Below are 15,497 nucleotides of genomic sequence, written 5' to 3' on the forward strand. Positions count from 1 at the left end.
GGTGAAGGGAGAAGGCAAGCATTTCTACAGTGCCGAAGAGGTGATCATCGCCTATAACGAAGGTCAGGTGGACCTGCACGCCTATATTAAGGTCAAGACGCAGGTGCGTACCAGCCTGGATACGATCGAGAACAAGCTGCTCGAAACGACGGTAGGCCGCGTATTGTTCAACCAGACTGTACCTGTCGAGGTGGGGTTTGTGAATGCGCTGCTGACGAAGAAATCTCTGCGTGAGATCATCGGTAATATCATCAAGCTGGACGAATATCCCTAAGACGGTGAAGTTCCTGGATGATATCAAGCAGCTTGGTTTCCGTATGGCCTTCCGTGGCGGTCTGTCCTTTAATATCAATGACCTGATCATCCCCGATACGAAGGAAGAACTTCTGGACAATGCGAAGGGTGAGGTTGACGAAGTATGGGAGAACTACAATATGGGTCTGATCACGAATAACGAACGTTATAACCAGATCGTCGACATCTGGTCGCGTGTCGACACCCGTATCACGGAAACGCTGATCACCGAGCTGAGCTCCGACAAACAAGGGTTCAACTCCGTGTACATGATGCTGGATTCCGGAGCCCGTGGCAGCAAGCAGCAGATCAAGCAGCTGGCTGGTATCAGGGGTCTGATGGCCAAGCCGAGAAAGTCTGGTTCTACGGGTAGTGAGATCATCGAAAACCCTATCCTTTCCAACTTCAAAGGTGGTCTGAACGTATTGGACTATTTCATCTCCACGCACGGTGCCCGTAAGGGTCTTGCGGATACGGCCCTTAAGACGGCCGATGCGGGTTATCTTACCCGTCGTCTGGTGGACGTCGCACAGGACGTGGTCATTACGGAAGAGGATTGCGGTACGCTGAGGGGTATTGCAACTTCCGCGCTGAAGGATAATGAGGACATTGTTGAACCATTATACGATCGTATCCTCGGACGCACCTCGCTGCACGACGTTTACGATCTTGCAACCGACAAGCTGATCGTTTCTGCCGGTGAGCAGATCACTGAAGAGATCGGCCACGCCATCGAGGAAGCCGGTATCGAAACGGTGGAGATCAGGTCGGTTCTGACCTGCGAAAGCAAGCGCGGGGTGTGCGTCAGGTGTTATGGTAAGAACCTGGCGACGGGTTACACGGCTCAAAAGGGTGACGCGGTCGGTATCATTGCCGCCCAGTCCATCGGTGAGCCTCGGTACCCAGCTGACCCTGCGTACCTTCCACGTGGGTGGTGTTGCGGGTAGTGCCTCGGTAGAATCGACGATGCCCGCCAAATTCGAAGGCACCATCCAGTTCGATGGTCTTCGTACGGTAACGGCGGAGAACAATGAGGGTGCAAAGATCCAGGTGGTCATCGGCCGTACGGGTGAGGTTCGTATCATGGACCTGAAGAACGACCGTCTGCTGGCTACCAACAACGTGCCTTATGGTGCCATACTGAATGTAAAGGACGGACAGAAGGTCATGAAGGGTGAGGTGATCTGTACATGGGACCCTTTCAACAACGTCGTGGTCGCCGAGATCGCGGGTACTGTGAAGTTCGACGCCGTTATCGAAGGTATTACCTATCGGGAAGAAGCGGATGAGCAAACGGGTCACCGTGAGAAGGTGGTTATCGAAACCAAGGACAAGACGAAGATACCTTCTATCAATATCGAAGGCAATAAGGAGGTCAAGAGCTATAACCTGCCGGTAGGTTCACACATCATCATCGAAGGCGGTGAGGAAGTGAAGGCCGGTCAGGTAATCGTGAAGATCCCGCGTGTGCTTGGTAAGTTAAGGGATATCACGGGTGGTCTGCCGCGTGTGACGGAGCTTTTCGAAGCGCGTAATCCGGGCAACCCTGCGATAGTGAGTGAGATCGACGGTGTGGTATCGTTTGGTAATATCAAGCGTGGTAACCGCGAGATGATCGTGGAAGCCAGGGACGGTGTCATCAAGAAGTACCTGGTACCGCTGACGAGGCAGATCCTTGCACAGGACGGTGACTTTGTCAAGGCCGGCTCGCAGCTGTCCGACGGCCAGGTCGCTCCTGCGGATATTCTCTCTATCAAGGGTCCGTTCGCCGTACAGGAATATGTGGTGAATGAGATACAGGAAGTTTATCGTCTTCAGGGTGTGAAGATCAACGACAAGCACATCGAGGTGATCGTTCGCCAGATGATGCGTAAGCTGACGATCGTCGACCCGGGCGATACCCGATTCCTCGAAGAAGATACGGTCGACAAGTTCGATTTCCTGGAGGAGAACGACTGGATATTCGACAAGAAGGTTGTCTCCGATCCGGGCGAGTCTACCAAGCTGAAAGCCGGTCAGATCGTAAGTCTGCGGGAAGTCAGGGAAGAGAACTCGATCCTGCGTCGTAACGATAAGAAGCTGGCTGAATTCCGGGATGCCAATGCCGCCACTTCGGCGCCGTTGCTGCTCGGTATCACGAAGGCTTCTCTGGGTACGCAAAGCTGGATCTCGGCTGCGTCCTTCCGAGGAAACGACGAAGGTGCTGTCTTCTGCGGCCATTCAGGGTAAGAGCGACGATATGCTCGGTCTGAAGGAGAACGTGATCACGGGCCATCCGATACCGGCTGGTACGGGTCTGCGTGACTTCGAGAACATGATCGTGGGCAGCAAGGAAGAGTATGAGCTGCTGCAGACGACCCGGGAAGCGATGCAGTTCGACGAAGAGGAGTAGTCGGTTATACTTAAAGAAGGAATTGTTAAAATAAATGTAAGTAGGGGGTAAATTACCCCTACTTTTTTATCTTGCGATCTTATGAACAAAATCTCTACTATTCTGGCCGTTGTCGCCATTGCCCTGGCAGCGAGTTTCTATGTTATTCAGAACAAGCAGATCCGGGAGTTGAAGGCGGAGGCGGGTGCGGTAAAGAAGCCCACTGCGGGTGTTAATTTCCGTATAGCCTATTTCGATCTGGATTCGCTGCAGGCCCACTACGACGGTTTTAAGGAAGCGCAGGACCAGGCGAGGACGAAGGAGAATGATATGTCGATGACGCTGACGAGGATGGACCGGGACAACCAGAAGAAGATCGAGGCCTGGAGGCAGAAGGGGAATACGATGACGCAGGCGGAGGGAGAGCAGGCGCAGCGGGAGTATGCGGATATGCAGCAGCGGTTTGCGGCTACGAAGCAGCAGCTGGAGCAGGATCAGTATAAGTTCACGGAAGAGCTGCGGTCGAAGATCCGGAAGAATATCGAGGACTTTTTGAAGAAGTACAATAAGGAGAGGAATTACTCCTATATTTTCGCATACGACCCCAATTCGTTTGTGTATGGAAAGGATTCCGCGTATGATATTACTTCGGAGATCGTGAACGGGTTGAATTCGGAGTATAAGAAGAAGTAGGCCGGGGACGGGGACTTGCGAAATGCATCGATTTTCTTATCTTGGGGGTTATGGCAGAAACTACCAATACAACCACCATTTCGGGGAAGACCTCTGTTGCAGAGGGGATTACCAATCATTTCAAACCTACGCTGGGATTGCTGGACGGTACGATGATCGTCGCCGGGTCGATGATCGGGTCAGGGATCTTTATCGTCAGTGCGGATATAACGCGGAATGTCGGGAGTGCCGGATGGCTTATTCTTGTCTGGGCGCTGACGGGGTTTATGACGCTGACGGCTGCGGTCAGCTATGGCGAGCTGAGCGGTATGTATCCGAAGGCGGGCGGGCAGTATGTCTATTTAAAAGAGGCTTATAATCCGCTGACGGGGTTTTTGTATGGCTGGAGTTTCTTCGCTGTAATCCAGACGGGGACCATTGCCGCCGTGGGGGTGGCTTTCACCAAGTTTGCGGGGTATTTCTTTCATTCGCTGGAGCTGAATGATCCGCAGAACATCGTCGTATCGCTGGGTTCGCTGCATATCTACAATGCACATCTGGTCTCGATCGTCCTGATCGTTTTCCTGACCTTTGTCAATACTCTGGGTGTCAAGACGGGGAAATGGATACAGACCATCTTTACGGTTACCAAATTACTATCGTTGTTCGGGCTGATCGTGTTCGGATTTTTCCTGGGCGCGCAGAAGGGGGTATGGCACGCGAACTGGGCGGATGCCTGGAATATGCATCGTCTTGTGCCGGCCGGTAGTGGCGGTGACCTGCTGAGCAGTCCTATCGTCGGGCTGGCCGTGGTCGGCGCTGTTGCGGCGGCTATGACGGGCTCTATCTTTTCGAGCGATGCCTGGAACAATGTGACGTTCATTGCGGGCGAAATGAAGAATCCGAAACGAAATATCGGGCTTAGCCTGTTCTTCGGGACGCTGATCGTCACTGTCATTTATGTATCGGCCAATCTGATGTACCTGAGTGTGATGCCGCTGAATCATATCGCCACGGCTCCGCAGGACCGGGTGGCTGTTGCGGCTGCCAATGTCATCTTCGGGAACGCGGGGACCTATGTCATCGCCGTGATGATCATGATTTCTACGTTCGGCTGCAATAACGGGCTTATTCTGGCTGGCGCCAGGGTGTATTATACGATGGCGAAGGATGGGTTATTTTTCAAACAGGCCGGGGTGCTGAATAAGGCGGCGGTGCCGGGCTGGTCGTTGTGGGCTCAGTGTATCGTGGCGAGCGCGCTTTGCCTTAGTGGAAAGTATGGGGATCTTCTGGATATGATCTCGTTCGTCGCGGTGTTCTTTTATGCGCTGACGGTGCTGGGTATTTTTATCCTGAGGAAGAAGCAGCCTGGTGTGGAGCGGCCGTACAAGGCGTTTGGATATCCGTTGCTCCCGATCGTGTATATCGTACTTGCGCTGGTGTTCTGTATAGCGCTGATCATTCAGAAGCCGACTTATGCTATTTGGGGCGCGATCATTGTGTTATTGGGCATACCTTTGTACTATATCGCAGTTTCGCGTAGGAAAGTTGAATAATTCGCGGAGGAAAGCTGAATAATATGACGGATTTTACAAAGTTATTCGAAGGGTTCGGGCAGATCAGGGCCGGGGTTATCGGAGATATTATGCTGGATACGTATTTGTGGGGGCATGTAGAGCGGATATCACCGGAGGCTCCTGTGCCTGTCGTGTCGCTGGACCGGAGGGAATACCGTATCGGCGGGGCGGGGAATGTGGCGCTGAATCTGGCTTCGCTCGGGGCTCGTGTAGCGGCTTTTTCGGTCATCGGGAAGGATGCCGATGGCGAGTCGCTGGAGGGGATGCTTGAGGCGAATGGAATCGAAACGGGATATCTTACGCGCAGCGGCGGCCGGATCACGACGAACAAGGCGAGGGTGATGGGGCGGAATCAGCAGATGATGCGGCTGGATTCGGAGACGACGGCAGACCTCGCGACAGCGGAGGAGGACGAGCTGCTGGATCAGTTGCGGATATACCTCGAACGGGAGAAGCCACAGGTTGTCATCTTCGAAGACTATAATAAGGGAGTACTGACGGCGCGTGTGATCCGGGAATCGTTGGCGCTGTGCCGGCATCACGGGGTGATCACGGCGGTCGATCCCAAACGAAAGAATTTCTTTTCCTATACCGGCGTGACGATCTTCAAGCCCAATCTGAAAGAGGTGAGGGAGGGGCTGAATCTATTGGTAGACGACGTGCAGCTGCCCGTGCTGAGGCATATTCACGAACAGCTGGCGGCCCAGTTGCGGCACGACATATCCTTTATAACACTCTCGGAGAAAGGGGTTTTTTATCAGAAGGGAGAGGAGTCGGCGCAGGTGTCGTCGCATCTGCGGAATATCGCGGATGTTTCCGGCGCCGGGGATACGGTGATCGCGGTGGCTTCGCTGGTATATGCGGCTACGCGGGATGTTCGGATAATGGCGGAGGTGGCGAATATTGCCGGTGGGTTGGTGTGTGAGGAGGTGGGGACTGCGGCTATCAGCCGCGAACGGTTGCTGCAGGAGTGTGGGAGGTTGTTGGGTTGATGGGCCTTCGCGGGCGTGGACTGAGGCCGGGGCCAGGTCCCGAAGTGGGCGAGTGGATGATATTCAATGATTTTGCCCAGGTGTTAGTGGCTGTTCAAGCATGTGCGAATAATCTTCAAAAATCTCAGGCATAAATTTTTCTAGTTTTACCGGTCAAAAAATCATTAGCGCTATGTCGAGGTTTACTCTCGCGATACACGGCGGGGCCGGTACGATACTTAAGGAAGATATGACCCCTGAGCTGGAACTGGCTTATCTGGAAGGTCTGCAACAGGCCATGGATGCCGGGTTCGCGGTACTGGAGCAGGGCGGTTCTGCCGTCAATGCCATCAAGGCGACGATCGTCATTCTGGAAGACAATATGTTGTTCAATGCCGGGCGTGGCTCGGTGTTTACTAAGAAGGGGGTTCAGGAAATGGATGCGGCGATCATGGATGGAAAGAGCCCGGAAGCGGGCGCTGTCACGGGAGTCCGTAACGTCCGCAATCCGATAGAGTTGGCCACGGAGGTGATGCAGAACAGCAATCACGTATTTCTGAGTGGAAAAGGCGCCAGTGATTTTGCGATCAAGCAGGGGATCAAACTGGAGCCGGATGAATATTTCTTTTCGCAGTTCAGGTACGACCAGTGGAAGGCCATTCGCGACAGCGATACTTATTCACTCGATCATACTCATCAGCGGCTGGAAGAGCTGATGCGGGACAAGAAGTTTGGTACGGTAGGGGCGGTGGCCTGTGATCAGGATGGGAATATTGCCGCTGCGACCAGTACGGGCGGGATGACCAATAAGAAGTATGGCCGTATCGGGGACAGCCCGATGATCGGCTCCGGGACTTATGCGAACAATCTGACCTGCGGCATATCCTGTACGGGCCACGGAGAGATGTTCATCAGGGCTGTCGCGGCGCATGACGTGAGCTGTCTGATGGAGTACAAGGGGTTGTCCCTGCAGCAGGCGATGGAGGTGGTGGTACACGAGAAACTGATGGCTATCGGAGGAGAAGGTGGGATGATCGGTGTGGATGCTGAGGGGAATGCGGCGCTGGTGTTCAACAGTCAGGGCATGTACCGGGGATATAAGAGCAGTGACGGCAAGGAGATGGTGGCGATCTATAAATAGTTATGAAAAAATATGCTGTTATTGTAGCCGGAGGTTCCGGAAGCCGGATGGGGGCTGCGGTGCCGAAGCAATTTCTTTTGTTGAGGGGAAGGCCGGTCCTGTGGTATTCGCTGGAAGTTTTTTAGGGGCATATACGGATGTGGAGATAATCCTGGTAGTACCTGCGGGGTTTATGGCGGATACGCAGGCAATGGTGGACACGACGCAGTGTCCGCGGAGAGTCCGGCCTCGTAGAGGGAGGGAAGACGAGGTTTCATTCGGTGCAGAATGGTCTGCAACTGGTGCAGGAAGAGTCGGTCGTTTTTGTGCATGACGGGGTGCGTTGTCTGGCGAGTGAGGCGTTGGTGAAGCGTTGTTATGAGCAGGCGATGGTGTCGGGGTCGGCCATTCCCGTCGTCAGTTCCAAAGATAGCGTGCGTATTGTGAATTCGGAGGGGCATGCCACCATTGACCGGGACAGGGTGAAACTGGTACAGACGCCGCAGACCTTTTTAAGCAGGATCCTTTTACCCGCTTTTGGTGTCGAATATCGCGAGGAGTTCACCGACGAGGCCACGGTAGTGGAGGCTGCGGGGCATCCGGTAAGCCTGGTTGAGGGCGAGGTGAATAATATCAAGATCACGACTCCGGTAGATCTGCTGGTAGCGGAGCAGCTATTGGGGTTCCCGAGTTAACGAAGTTCTGCCGGTGTTGGGGGAGTTACCGGGGTGTTTTCAGCTGCCAGAGCTGGTGGAGTGGCGTTTCGGGTATATTCACTATTTCGTAGTGATCGTGGAGGAAGTTTCGCCAGATAGTTTTTGCCGACTGGTCCCGCCAGTTGAAATCGGTATCCTCGAGGATATATTTTGTCCGGTGGCTGCGGAGGTCGCCGATGATGCCTTCCAGTTCGTTATGGCCGGCGTCCCAGCCATCGAACCATCCCCAAAAATGGTGATAGATCCAACGGGAAGGTGCGAGGATGTGAAATTTATTGTAGGTATATACAAAGTTGTTGTCTCCAAAAACATATAACTGATAGTCTTCGTGGCTGGTCGCGACGGGTTGGCGGCGGAGATAGTCGTAGACCGGATATCCCTCGACCATATCGTTGTTTTGCGTCGTAAGGTGGGTGCCGTGCTGGATGGCGTTGTAGAGTGGAAGGCAGCCGATGAGGATGCCGAACAGCGCCTGGCATTTTCTGTCTGCGAGGAAATTGTTCCGCTGAAATGCGAAAACGGTGAACACGAGGATTGTCAGCGTTGCGGAGAGGGGCAGATAATAGTAGTTGAAGGCGGGGCCTGACCTGGATGAAAGAAATTCGGGGAAGAAAGCCGCGCTCAGCAGGGCGACGACAACAAGTTTTTTGTTTGCAGCGTCCTTTAGCAACAGTGCGGTGAGGCCCAGCGACAGTGCGATGAGCAGGGGCATCTCACAGTTGGTGAATTCCAGCCCTTCTTTTAGCGCGTGAAAGTGTTCTGCAAGAGATCTTTTTTCGGTATACCAGGAGAAGTTGAAAACGAAGGCGTCCTGCCAGAAGGCGGTGAGTGCGTGGTGGGTGCTGAAATAGAGAAGGATCGGGAGGGTGACGATGGCCGATCCGATCATGGTTTGAATCAGGCGGGTGGCAATGGTAGAAGCGGATCGGGTCAGGAGGGCATATATCAGCAGGGGCAGGAGGGGGAGGACCTGGTCCTGCTGCATGAAGAAGATGAGTGCAGTAAGAATGCCCATCCAGTAGTAGCGGCGACGGCCGGCGTCCATCAGGAAAGTAAAAAGATGAGCTGGAAGACGGCGGTATATTCTCTTGTCATGCCGATGCCGCGGCAGACCTGGTAGTTGCGGAGCAGCAGGTGGAAGACCAGCGGCAGCAGCCAGGGTAGTGCGAGGCGGTACTGGCGGCAGGTGCGGAAGAACAGCATAGTGGCCAGGGAAGCCAGCAGGGTATCGATGATCCAGAGTCCCCAGGGACCGAGAAGGAGGCCAAAGTAATTCAAAAAAGATAAGGGGTGGTTTGTGGTCGAAGAGGTCGCGGTAGGGTATGCCGCCCCTGGATATGAGGAAGCCCGCATACCGGAATATTTCCTTGTCGTCATAGAAGAGGTCGACGGGTGGACAGTATAGCAGGGATAAGAGCAGACATGCTGCCAGGAGCAACATTTGCTGCAGCCGGTAGTTCTTGCCGATGTCTGTGGTGGTGATGGTCATTTTATCTTTTTAACAACCTGGCCGGCCAGGGCAGGTTGTTATACCGGTAAAAAATATGGCTGGTCGATACTGCCGAAGTTCGCATAGAAATGTGCGATGCCTGGCTGGTCGGAGCCTTCGAAATCGAGGGTCAGTCCGCTGCCTGCAAATTCCCGGATCAGCTGGTCCAGCAAAAAGTGGTTGGCTTCTTTTTTCGGCCATCCGGCAGGGTGGTTGACTGTAGCAAATATAGTCTGTCCGCGTCGCGGAACAATAGGGCCGTCGCCAGTAATTGCTGTTGCGGACCGGTGACGGCGCGGAGCAGCAGCTTTCCTCTTTTTGCATCAGTGCGCAGAGCTGTTCGAAATGGCGGTAGTCCTCCGGCCGGAAATAGGGCAGTTTTTGGGCGTACTGGCTGTGGTAGCTGTCCAGGACGGTTGGGAGGTGGTAGTCGGGAAGATAGTTGAGTTCGGCGGCGGCTGAGAGCCGGAGGTTGCGGACCAGGTCTTTTTGTAGCGGGAGGCCAGCGTGTGGTACGGGTCGTTGAGGGCAAGGATATAGTTGACGCGGGGTTCGGGGGAGGTATTGTTTGCGGGGGGACCGGGGTGGTATTTTTATGGTTCAGGTAGAGTTCGGCGAAGCGGAAATGGGTGTGTAGTTGGTGGAGGAAGGTATCGGTCAGGGCGGGGTCGATATGGGGGCCGAAGATACCGAGCTGTTGGGTAAAGGCTGGCTGGTAGATGTAGCGAATGCCCCATTTCCGTCTCCGGGGAGGGGCATGACGGCCTGGTAGTCTCCGAGTACGAGTGCGCTCCACTGGCCACCGGCCATGTGGTCGAGGTAGAAATGAAAGCCGTAGACCAGGCGGTTGGAGGCTTTTTCGATGCAGGCGTCCCACCGGCGCGCGTCGATGTCCTTTCCTTCCAGAAACCGGATATGGACATTGCCATTGCTCATACTTATGACTACTTGCTCCCCAGGAGCTTCGCGAAGTTAAAGTTTGTGATGTCTATGCTGAATGAAATTCGTTTCCAGAACGTGTTCTGGTCTGGTACGGTCTTCAGCTGGTCGCCGAAGTCCTTGCTGTAGACCAGGGGAGCGTATATGCGGACAATGTCTTTGAGCAGCGACAGCTGGAGGCCGCCGACGTAGAGGAAGTGGCTGGTAGGCGGATTGTCCTGCCAGGCGCCGGAATAGGTGCCGGCGTCGAAGAAGATCTTCAGGGGTACCCAGGCCGGGACGATCTGTTGGGGCAGGGTGGTGGTGAGGTTGAGGGCTGCCACCCAGTTGTCCGAGCGTCCCTGCAGGCCCTGGAAGAGGTCTGTCCTAAGATGGAGGTCGCCGTCGCGCAGCATGATCTGCTGGCTGGCTATGCCGGTAAATTCCGACCGGCCGATGAAATAGTTGCTGTAGGTATAGTCTTCGTCGCCTCTTATAGCGGTGAGTTTGGGTTCGAACCGGATGAGGTCTTCGTTGATCGAGCGGGTTCCGATGTAGCCGAATTTGGCGCCGAAAATACGTGCTTCGAGGCCTCCTCCTTTTTCGTAGTTGAAGAAATAGCTGCCGGTGAGGTTGACCCGGTAAAAGGATGCGCCCTGCTGCACCTGCAGCTGGGCTTTATAGGGATAGAGTACCCGCTCGTCGCGGAGATCTAGGCTGAGCTGGTTGAGGTAGCGAAAACGGTATTTCCCCTGTATAGGATAGTAAACGGAATCGGTGGATTTTTGTATGTATTGATCCAGCAGTCTTTCGCCGATGAGGAAGGTCTTCCATTCGATGAAGCTTTCCTGTGTGCTGCGGGCGTCCTTTTGGGAAAGGTCAGGCGCAGGGTTGGGACGAGCTTGTAGAAACCACCGGTAATGCTTTTTCCGTTGCTGTCGATACCGGAGATGGTGGAGAATCGCTGACCATTTATTCCGAGGTCTATTTTTCCGAAGGTCCGGGTGGGATACCAGGTATATTTCAGGCCGGCCGCACCGACGAACTGGTGACTACCGGTGGCGTACATGGGCGCCAGGTAGAACTGTAACGGGTCGGCGGGAAGGTTATAGTTGTGAATGAGGGCTCCGACGATGAATTTGTCGTATTTGTTGTAGGCGAGGGCCGGTAAGAGATTGATATAGTCGAATTGTCCGGTATGGTTGAGGTTGAACAGGATGGTCGGTTTCAGTCTGCGGTGCGCCGGTGGAGTAAGAGGGCCTTTTTTGCCGAGGAGGGCAAAGATCCGGCTGTTGTCGCGGTGGCTGGTCTCGTCGACGACGGAAAGAAAGTCTTCCGGATACGGGTGTCTGAATGCCCATCTGCGGAAGTATTCGCGCATGCAGCTGTCGAAGGTGGCTGTACCCAGGGTATCGGCGAGCAGTCCGAGCCAGTAGCCGGCCTTGGAATAGGCTGTCAGGTAGTAGTTGGTCTCGGAGAAGTCTTCGGAAGGGGTCGATATGGGCTGGTCGCGGTGCTGCGCGTATGCGACGTCGAGGCCCCACTGTTCGTCGTCGGAAGGGAGCTTGTTCTGCAGCCAGTCTCCGGGTCTTTCGGGTTTGTATTTGGACGCTTCGTAGCGGGCGTCGTAGTAAGTATTGATGCCTTCGTCCATCCATGCATACCGGCGTTCGTCGGTGGCCAGGATGCCATAGAACCAGTTGTGGCCGACTTCGTGTTCAATGGTCATGTCGAGGGACCGGGGGCTTGCGTCGGGGGTATTGATGGCGGTGATCGTCGGGTATTCCATGCCACCCGTGGAGCCGGCTTTTGTCTGTACGGCCGTGACGGTGTTATAGGGATATTCGCCGATGAGGGCGCTCCGGAATTTTATGGCGTCCCTGATGTACCTGGCGCTTTTTGCCAGGCTTGACCTGCAGCCGGTGTATAGTACGAATAGATGTGTACGGTATGGCCGGAAGGGAGGGTCAGGGTGTCGTAGTCGGTCGTAAATCGCCGGTCAGCGAACCAGGCGAAGTCGTGGATGTTGCTTTGCCTGTAGCGCAGGGTTTTGGTGGGGGCTGGCGCGGGGGGCAGTTTTCGAATGGGTTTTTGAATGGGTTTATGGATGGGGTGGCCGGGGTGGACCGGTGCCCTGGGCTTTTGAGGGGGGAGCGGGGGAGCTATTTCCTGCAGGCCGGGGGCGTCCTGGAGTTCGCCGGTGGCTGCAATTGTGTATGGCGCCGGGACGGTGATACGGACGTCATAGGAGCCAAATTCGCTGTAGAACTCGCCCTGGTCGAGGTAGGGTATGGGATGCCAGCCGTGCCTGTCGTAGACGGCTGGTTTGGGATACCACTGGGTGATCTGATAAGAAGTATAGGTCCTGCCGGTTTGGGGGTCGATGGTCGTGGTATAGCCGCCGCGTGAGAAGTTGTAGGGCAACTGCACGTGGAAGGGGGTGGACAGGGTGGTCATCCCTCCGGGAGGAAGGGGGTGGGGAGGATGACCTTTACGATATCGATGTATTGGGGATGGTCTTCCATCCGTGCTTCCTGGTCGTCTACGCGGAAGTTGAGCCGGTTGACATAGCCTTTTTGTTGTTTTTCCGAGAAATAGAAATCGGTGCGGCCGTTGGTGAGCAGTTGATCGCTGAAGGCGGTGCGGTCGTTCTTGTAGGCGTTGGGCCAGCAGTGGATCCAGATGAAGGGGAGGGTATCGGGGGAATTGTTCGTGTAGTTGATCTTCATGAAGCCGTCGAGGGTGCGTTCGGCGTCGTTGAGGGTGACGTCGATGGTGTAGTCAACTTTTTGTTGCCAGTATTTTTGGGCGGACGTGGTGAGGCCGGCCAATATGAGTAATAAGAGAAAAAGTTTTTTCATGTTGTTTGCGCCTGTCAGTGTTCCTACCGGCCTTGTGCCATGAAGATGATCCGCAGGGTATGCACCATGATCTTCAGATCGAGGCCGAGAGAAATGTTTTCGATATACATCAGGTCATACTTCATTCTTTCGAGCATTTCTTCGGTGTTCTCTGCATAACCGAACTGGACCATTCCCCAGGAGGTGAGACCCGGTTTTACTTTTAAGAGGTAACGAAAATACGGGGTGCGGAGATATAACTGATTGACATAATATTCACGTTCGGGGCGGGGGCCTACGAGGCTCATTTCGCCTTTCAGGATATTCCACAGCTGGGGGAGTTCGTCGATGCGCCATTTGCGCATGGTTTTGCCCCAGGAGGTGATGCGTGGATCCTGGTGGGAGGAGAGGGCGGGGCCGTCTTTTTCGGCGTCGGAATACATCGACCGAAACTTATAGATCCAGAATTTCTTGCCTTTGTAGCCGATCCTTTCCTGTTGGTAGATGATCGGGCCGCTGGAGGACAGGCAGACGCGGATGGCGGAGTAGAGCATCAGGGGGAGAACGCGATCAGGCCTATAACGGAGATGGACACGTCGATGAGGCGTTTGACGTTGAGCTGCCATTCGGGCATGAGTCCGGTGTGTATGTCCGACAGGAGTGCTCCCATGACGTCGCTGGTCCTTACGGAACCGGAGAGGATGTCGAGGGTGCTGGGCAGTGTTTTTATGCGGACGTCCTTATTGCTGAGTTTTTCGACGATGGTCTCGAGGTCTTTGCGGGAGGAGCGTTCGAGTGCGACGACGACGAGCTGGATATCGTGGCGGTCGATGGTTGTCTCGATCTGGTCGGGCTTGCCCAGTTCGGGCAGATATCGGGCGATGCCGTTGTTCTGCTGGTTGGGGCTGCTGATATAGCCGGCGTAGTGGTAGCCGGACTGCCGCAGGCCTTCCCGGGATTCCTTGTAGACGCGGGTTGCGACGGCGTCGCTGCCGATGAGGAGTGCGTTGAAGGCGACCTTTCCTTTTCTGACCTGGTTGCGGACGTAGTTGAGTATAACGAGACGGCCCGTGACGGTCAGGAGGAAGTGGCTAAAGAGGAAGACGAAGTATGTTTGATAGAAATAGTGGTAGTCTTTTACGGGGTCGTTGATCACGATGGCAAAGAATACGATCGTACATCCGACGATGGAATAGATAAATGTGTTGGTGCTTTCGTTCAGCCGGGATTTCTGGTACAGGTTGCGGTAGGAGCCCATGAGGGTGTAGAGGGCGAGCCAGCCGAGGGGTATGGTACTGGTGCCGAGCCAGAATCGCTGGGTGAGGAGAAGCTTATGGTTATAGAAGATGGTTTCCGATAGCAGGATCCGGCGGCTGAAGTGGAAGATAATGGAAGACAAGAGCGCCGTTGCATAGTCGCTGAGAATATACCACAGGATAGAGACTGTATGGAGCTTTCTCTGCATGCCCGAATCAGGTGTTGATCGTGTTGTGTTTTATCTTTTGAAGGATCTGGTGAGCGATGTCCATTGCCCGTAGTCCGTCTACTTCGGAAACGCGCGTTGGGGTATTGGACAGGATGGCGGTGCAGAAGGCTTCCAATTCCAGTCTGATGGCGTTGACTTCGGGTACGGACGGATTGGAAAGCGCGATCGTCTTTTTCCGTTGGGGGTCTCTATATCGAAGGAGAAAACGTCAAGGTCCTGGGGCGTTTTCAATTTTATGATCTCGGTCTTTTTATTGAGGAAATCTATTCCAATATAGGCATCTTTCTGGAATAGTCGCATTTTGCGCATTTTTTCATCGATATGCGGCTGGAGGTGAGGTTGGCTACGCAGCCGTTGTTGAATTCTATGCGGACGCTGGCTATGTCGGGGGTGTCGGTCATGACGGCGACACCGCTTGCGGAGATAGTTTTTACTTCGCTTTTTACGAGGCTGAGGATGATGTCGATGTCGTGGATCATCAGGTCGAGGATGACGCTGACCTCGGTGCCTCTGGGATTGAACTGGGCCAGGCGGTGAACCTCGATGAACATGGGGTGAAGGGGCGTGGATTGAACGGCCAGGTAGGCGGGGTTGAAGCGTTCGACGTGTCCGACCTGGAGTTTGATGTTCGATTCCCTGACGAGTTGTACGAGCTCGCGGGCTTCGTCCATGGTATTGGCGAGGGGTTTTTCCACGAATACGTGTTTTCCCTTACGGATGGCTTTTTCGCACAGGTTGAAGTGGAGGGGGTCGGGGCGACGATATCGATGAGGTCGCAGGCTTCGATCAGGCGTTCGGGGTCCAGAAATCTTGGGATCTGATATTTACCGGCGACTTCCTGGGCGATGCTGTCGTTGGGGTCGTAGAATCCTACCAGTTCTGCTACTTTTATTTCTTTCCAGTTATTGAGGTGAAATTTTCCGAGGTGACCGACTCCAAAGACGCCGACTTTAAGCATTTATTAATTTTTATTCGGCCCCAAACCTACACTAAAAAAATGGAAAGTATGGGGACGGTTTGTGCGTTAAAAAATGAAGCACCAC

21 protein-coding genes and 2 pseudogenes are annotated in these 15,497 nt (G+C 54.3%); 10 read left to right on the forward strand and 13 right to left on the reverse strand.

All coding sequences use genetic code 11. The features are described 5' to 3' along the window. Position 1: 1 nt before the first annotated feature. From ACQ86N_RS07330 to ACQ86N_RS07370, 9 genes and pseudogenes are all read left to right on the forward strand, one after another. Positions 2-274: a hypothetical protein gene (locus tag ACQ86N_RS07330; RefSeq protein ID WP_431214591.1), complete on the forward strand. Its 273-nt coding sequence runs from the start codon at positions 2-4 to the stop codon at positions 272-274. After that, positions 231-1,241 carry a hypothetical protein gene (locus ACQ86N_RS07335; RefSeq protein WP_431214592.1) on the forward strand — a complete coding sequence of 337 codons (1,011 nt, stop codon included), beginning with the start codon at positions 231-233 and terminating at the stop codon, positions 1,239-1,241. Before ACQ86N_RS07330 ends, ACQ86N_RS07335 begins: the two co-directional genes overlap by 44 nt. Further along, positions 1,183-2,523, forward strand: a complete 1,341-nt coding sequence (locus ACQ86N_RS07340; RefSeq protein WP_431214593.1) for a hypothetical protein — start codon at positions 1,183-1,185, stop codon at positions 2,521-2,523. The genes ACQ86N_RS07335 and ACQ86N_RS07340 overlap by 59 nt, the downstream gene beginning before the upstream one ends. Then, positions 2,495-2,686, forward strand: coding sequence for a hypothetical protein (locus ACQ86N_RS07345; RefSeq protein ID WP_431214594.1), 192 nt, complete (start codon positions 2,495-2,497; stop codon positions 2,684-2,686). The genes ACQ86N_RS07340 and ACQ86N_RS07345 overlap by 29 nt, the downstream gene beginning before the upstream one ends. An 81-nt stretch (positions 2,687-2,767) precedes the next feature. Continuing rightward, a complete protein-coding gene (locus tag ACQ86N_RS07350; protein ID WP_431214595.1) occupies positions 2,768-3,358 on the forward strand; it encodes an OmpH family outer membrane protein in 591 nt (196 codons plus the stop codon). A 50-nt stretch (positions 3,359-3,408) separates the two neighbouring features. Continuing rightward, on the forward strand, positions 3,409-4,893 hold the full coding sequence (locus ACQ86N_RS07355; protein WP_431214596.1) for an APC family permease: 1,485 nt from the start codon (positions 3,409-3,411) through the stop codon (positions 4,891-4,893). Positions 4,894-4,916: 23 nt separating this feature from the next. Beyond that, positions 4,917-5,906, forward strand: a complete 990-nt coding sequence (locus ACQ86N_RS07360; protein ID WP_431214597.1) for a bifunctional heptose 7-phosphate kinase/heptose 1-phosphate adenyltransferase — start codon at positions 4,917-4,919, stop codon at positions 5,904-5,906. A gap of 172 nt (positions 5,907-6,078) precedes the next feature. Next, entirely contained in the window at positions 6,079-7,026 is a 948-nt protein-coding gene (locus ACQ86N_RS07365) for an isoaspartyl peptidase/L-asparaginase family protein (RefSeq protein ID WP_431214598.1), read from the forward strand. A gap of 2 nt (positions 7,027-7,028) precedes the next feature. Beyond that, positions 7,029-7,700: pseudogene (locus ACQ86N_RS07370) on the forward strand (IspD/TarI family cytidylyltransferase). 25 nt (positions 7,701-7,725) lie between these two features. On the opposite strand, the gene ACQ86N_RS07375 reads toward ACQ86N_RS07370, so the two are convergent. From ACQ86N_RS07375 to ACQ86N_RS07385, 3 genes are all read right to left on the reverse strand, one after another. Then, positions 7,726-8,766, reverse strand: a complete 1,041-nt coding sequence (locus tag ACQ86N_RS07375) for a hypothetical protein (protein ID WP_431214599.1) — start codon at positions 8,764-8,766, stop codon at positions 7,726-7,728. Continuing rightward, complete coding sequence (locus ACQ86N_RS07380) at positions 8,766-8,999, reverse strand: hypothetical protein (protein WP_431214600.1); 234 nt, start codon at positions 8,997-8,999, stop codon at positions 8,766-8,768. Before ACQ86N_RS07380 ends, ACQ86N_RS07375 begins: the two co-directional genes overlap by 1 nt. 249 nt (positions 9,000-9,248) lie before the next feature. Further along, complete coding sequence (locus ACQ86N_RS07385; RefSeq protein ID WP_431214601.1) at positions 9,249-9,383, reverse strand: hypothetical protein; 135 nt, start codon at positions 9,381-9,383, stop codon at positions 9,249-9,251. Positions 9,384-9,528: 145 nt separating this feature from the next. Here ACQ86N_RS07385 and ACQ86N_RS07390 point away from each other — a divergent pair, with 145 nt between their 5' ends. Continuing rightward, positions 9,529-9,672, forward strand: coding sequence for a hypothetical protein (locus tag ACQ86N_RS07390; RefSeq protein ID WP_431214602.1), 144 nt, complete (start codon positions 9,529-9,531; stop codon positions 9,670-9,672). Between the two features lie 195 nt (positions 9,673-9,867). Here the strand turns inward: ACQ86N_RS07390 and ACQ86N_RS07395 are convergent, their stop codons facing one another. The 10 genes and pseudogenes from ACQ86N_RS07395 to ACQ86N_RS07440 form a co-directional block, all read right to left on the reverse strand. Continuing rightward, the gene (locus ACQ86N_RS07395; RefSeq protein WP_431214603.1) at positions 9,868-10,146 is read right to left on the reverse strand and encodes a hypothetical protein; all 279 of its coding nucleotides are present in this window, start codon (positions 10,144-10,146) and stop codon (positions 9,868-9,870) included. 8 nt (positions 10,147-10,154) lie between these two features. Further along, positions 10,155-10,793: a hypothetical protein gene (locus tag ACQ86N_RS07400; RefSeq protein ID WP_431214604.1), complete on the reverse strand. Its 639-nt coding sequence runs from the start codon at positions 10,791-10,793 to the stop codon at positions 10,155-10,157. Between the two features lie 47 nt (positions 10,794-10,840). Beyond that, the gene (locus tag ACQ86N_RS07405) at positions 10,841-12,034 is read right to left on the reverse strand and encodes a M1 family aminopeptidase (protein WP_431217307.1); all 1,194 of its coding nucleotides are present in this window, start codon (positions 12,032-12,034) and stop codon (positions 10,841-10,843) included. Next, positions 11,998-12,585 carry a hypothetical protein gene (locus ACQ86N_RS07410; RefSeq protein ID WP_431214605.1) on the reverse strand — a complete coding sequence of 196 codons (588 nt, stop codon included), beginning with the start codon at positions 12,583-12,585 and terminating at the stop codon, positions 11,998-12,000. The genes ACQ86N_RS07405 and ACQ86N_RS07410 overlap by 37 nt, the downstream gene beginning before the upstream one ends. Further along, positions 12,582-12,989, reverse strand: coding sequence for a hypothetical protein (locus ACQ86N_RS07415; protein ID WP_431214606.1), 408 nt, complete (start codon positions 12,987-12,989; stop codon positions 12,582-12,584). The genes ACQ86N_RS07410 and ACQ86N_RS07415 overlap by 4 nt, the downstream gene beginning before the upstream one ends. A 23-nt stretch (positions 12,990-13,012) precedes the next feature. After that, a complete protein-coding gene (locus ACQ86N_RS07420) occupies positions 13,013-13,522 on the reverse strand; it encodes a sugar transferase (RefSeq protein WP_431214607.1) in 510 nt (169 codons plus the stop codon). Further along, positions 13,522-14,433 (reverse strand): nucleoside-diphosphate sugar epimerase/dehydratase, encoded by a 912-nt coding sequence (locus ACQ86N_RS07425; protein ID WP_431214608.1) that lies wholly within the window; start codon positions 14,431-14,433, stop codon positions 13,522-13,524. The genes ACQ86N_RS07420 and ACQ86N_RS07425 overlap by 1 nt, the downstream gene beginning before the upstream one ends. Positions 14,434-14,440: 7 nt before the next feature. Then, positions 14,441-14,569, reverse strand: a complete 129-nt coding sequence (locus tag ACQ86N_RS07430) for a hypothetical protein (protein ID WP_431214609.1) — start codon at positions 14,567-14,569, stop codon at positions 14,441-14,443. Between the two features lie 148 nt (positions 14,570-14,717). Further along, positions 14,718-15,125, reverse strand: coding sequence for a Gfo/Idh/MocA family protein (locus tag ACQ86N_RS07435; protein ID WP_431217308.1), 408 nt, complete (start codon positions 15,123-15,125; stop codon positions 14,718-14,720). Then, positions 15,120-15,412, reverse strand: a pseudogene (locus ACQ86N_RS07440) (Gfo/Idh/MocA family protein); the annotation flags it as partial. The gene ACQ86N_RS07435 and the pseudogene ACQ86N_RS07440, both read right to left, overlap by 6 nt. Positions 15,413-15,497 lie beyond the last annotated feature (85 nt).

Source organism: Puia sp. P3 (assembly GCF_050632245.1).
GTDB lineage: Bacteria > Bacteroidota > Bacteroidia > Chitinophagales > Chitinophagaceae > Puia.

Excerpts from the sequence above, each read along its gene's own strand:
- ACQ86N_RS07350 (WP_431214595.1), top strand. The coding sequence starts at position 2,768 with ATGAACAAAATCTCTACTATTCTGGCCGTTGTCGCCATTGCCCTGGCA.
- ACQ86N_RS07355 (WP_431214596.1), top strand. The coding sequence starts at position 3,409 with ATGGCAGAAACTACCAATACAACCACCATTTCGGGGAAGACCTCTGTT.
- ACQ86N_RS07360 (WP_431214597.1), top strand. The coding sequence starts at position 4,917 with ATGACGGATTTTACAAAGTTATTCGAAGGGTTCGGGCAGATCAGGGCC.
- ACQ86N_RS07365 (WP_431214598.1), top strand. The coding sequence starts at position 6,079 with ATGTCGAGGTTTACTCTCGCGATACACGGCGGGGCCGGTACGATACTT.
- ACQ86N_RS07375 (WP_431214599.1), bottom strand. The coding sequence starts at position 8,766 with ATGGACGCCGGCCGTCGCCGCTACTACTGGATGGGCATTCTTACTGCA.
- ACQ86N_RS07395 (WP_431214603.1), bottom strand. The coding sequence starts at position 10,146 with ATGAGCAATGGCAATGTCCATATCCGGTTTCTGGAAGGAAAGGACATC.
- ACQ86N_RS07410 (WP_431214605.1), bottom strand. The coding sequence starts at position 12,585 with ATGACCACCCTGTCCACCCCCTTCCACGTGCAGTTGCCCTACAACTTC.
- ACQ86N_RS07415 (WP_431214606.1), bottom strand. The coding sequence starts at position 12,989 with ATGAAAAAACTTTTTCTCTTATTACTCATATTGGCCGGCCTCACCACG.
- ACQ86N_RS07420 (WP_431214607.1), bottom strand. The coding sequence starts at position 13,522 with ATGCTCTACTCCGCCATCCGCGTCTGCCTGTCCTCCAGCGGCCCGATC.
- ACQ86N_RS07425 (WP_431214608.1), bottom strand. The coding sequence starts at position 14,433 with ATGCAGAGAAAGCTCCATACAGTCTCTATCCTGTGGTATATTCTCAGC.
- ACQ86N_RS07435 (WP_431217308.1), bottom strand. The coding sequence starts at position 15,125 with ATGGACGAAGCCCGCGAGCTCGTACAACTCGTCAGGGAATCGAACATC.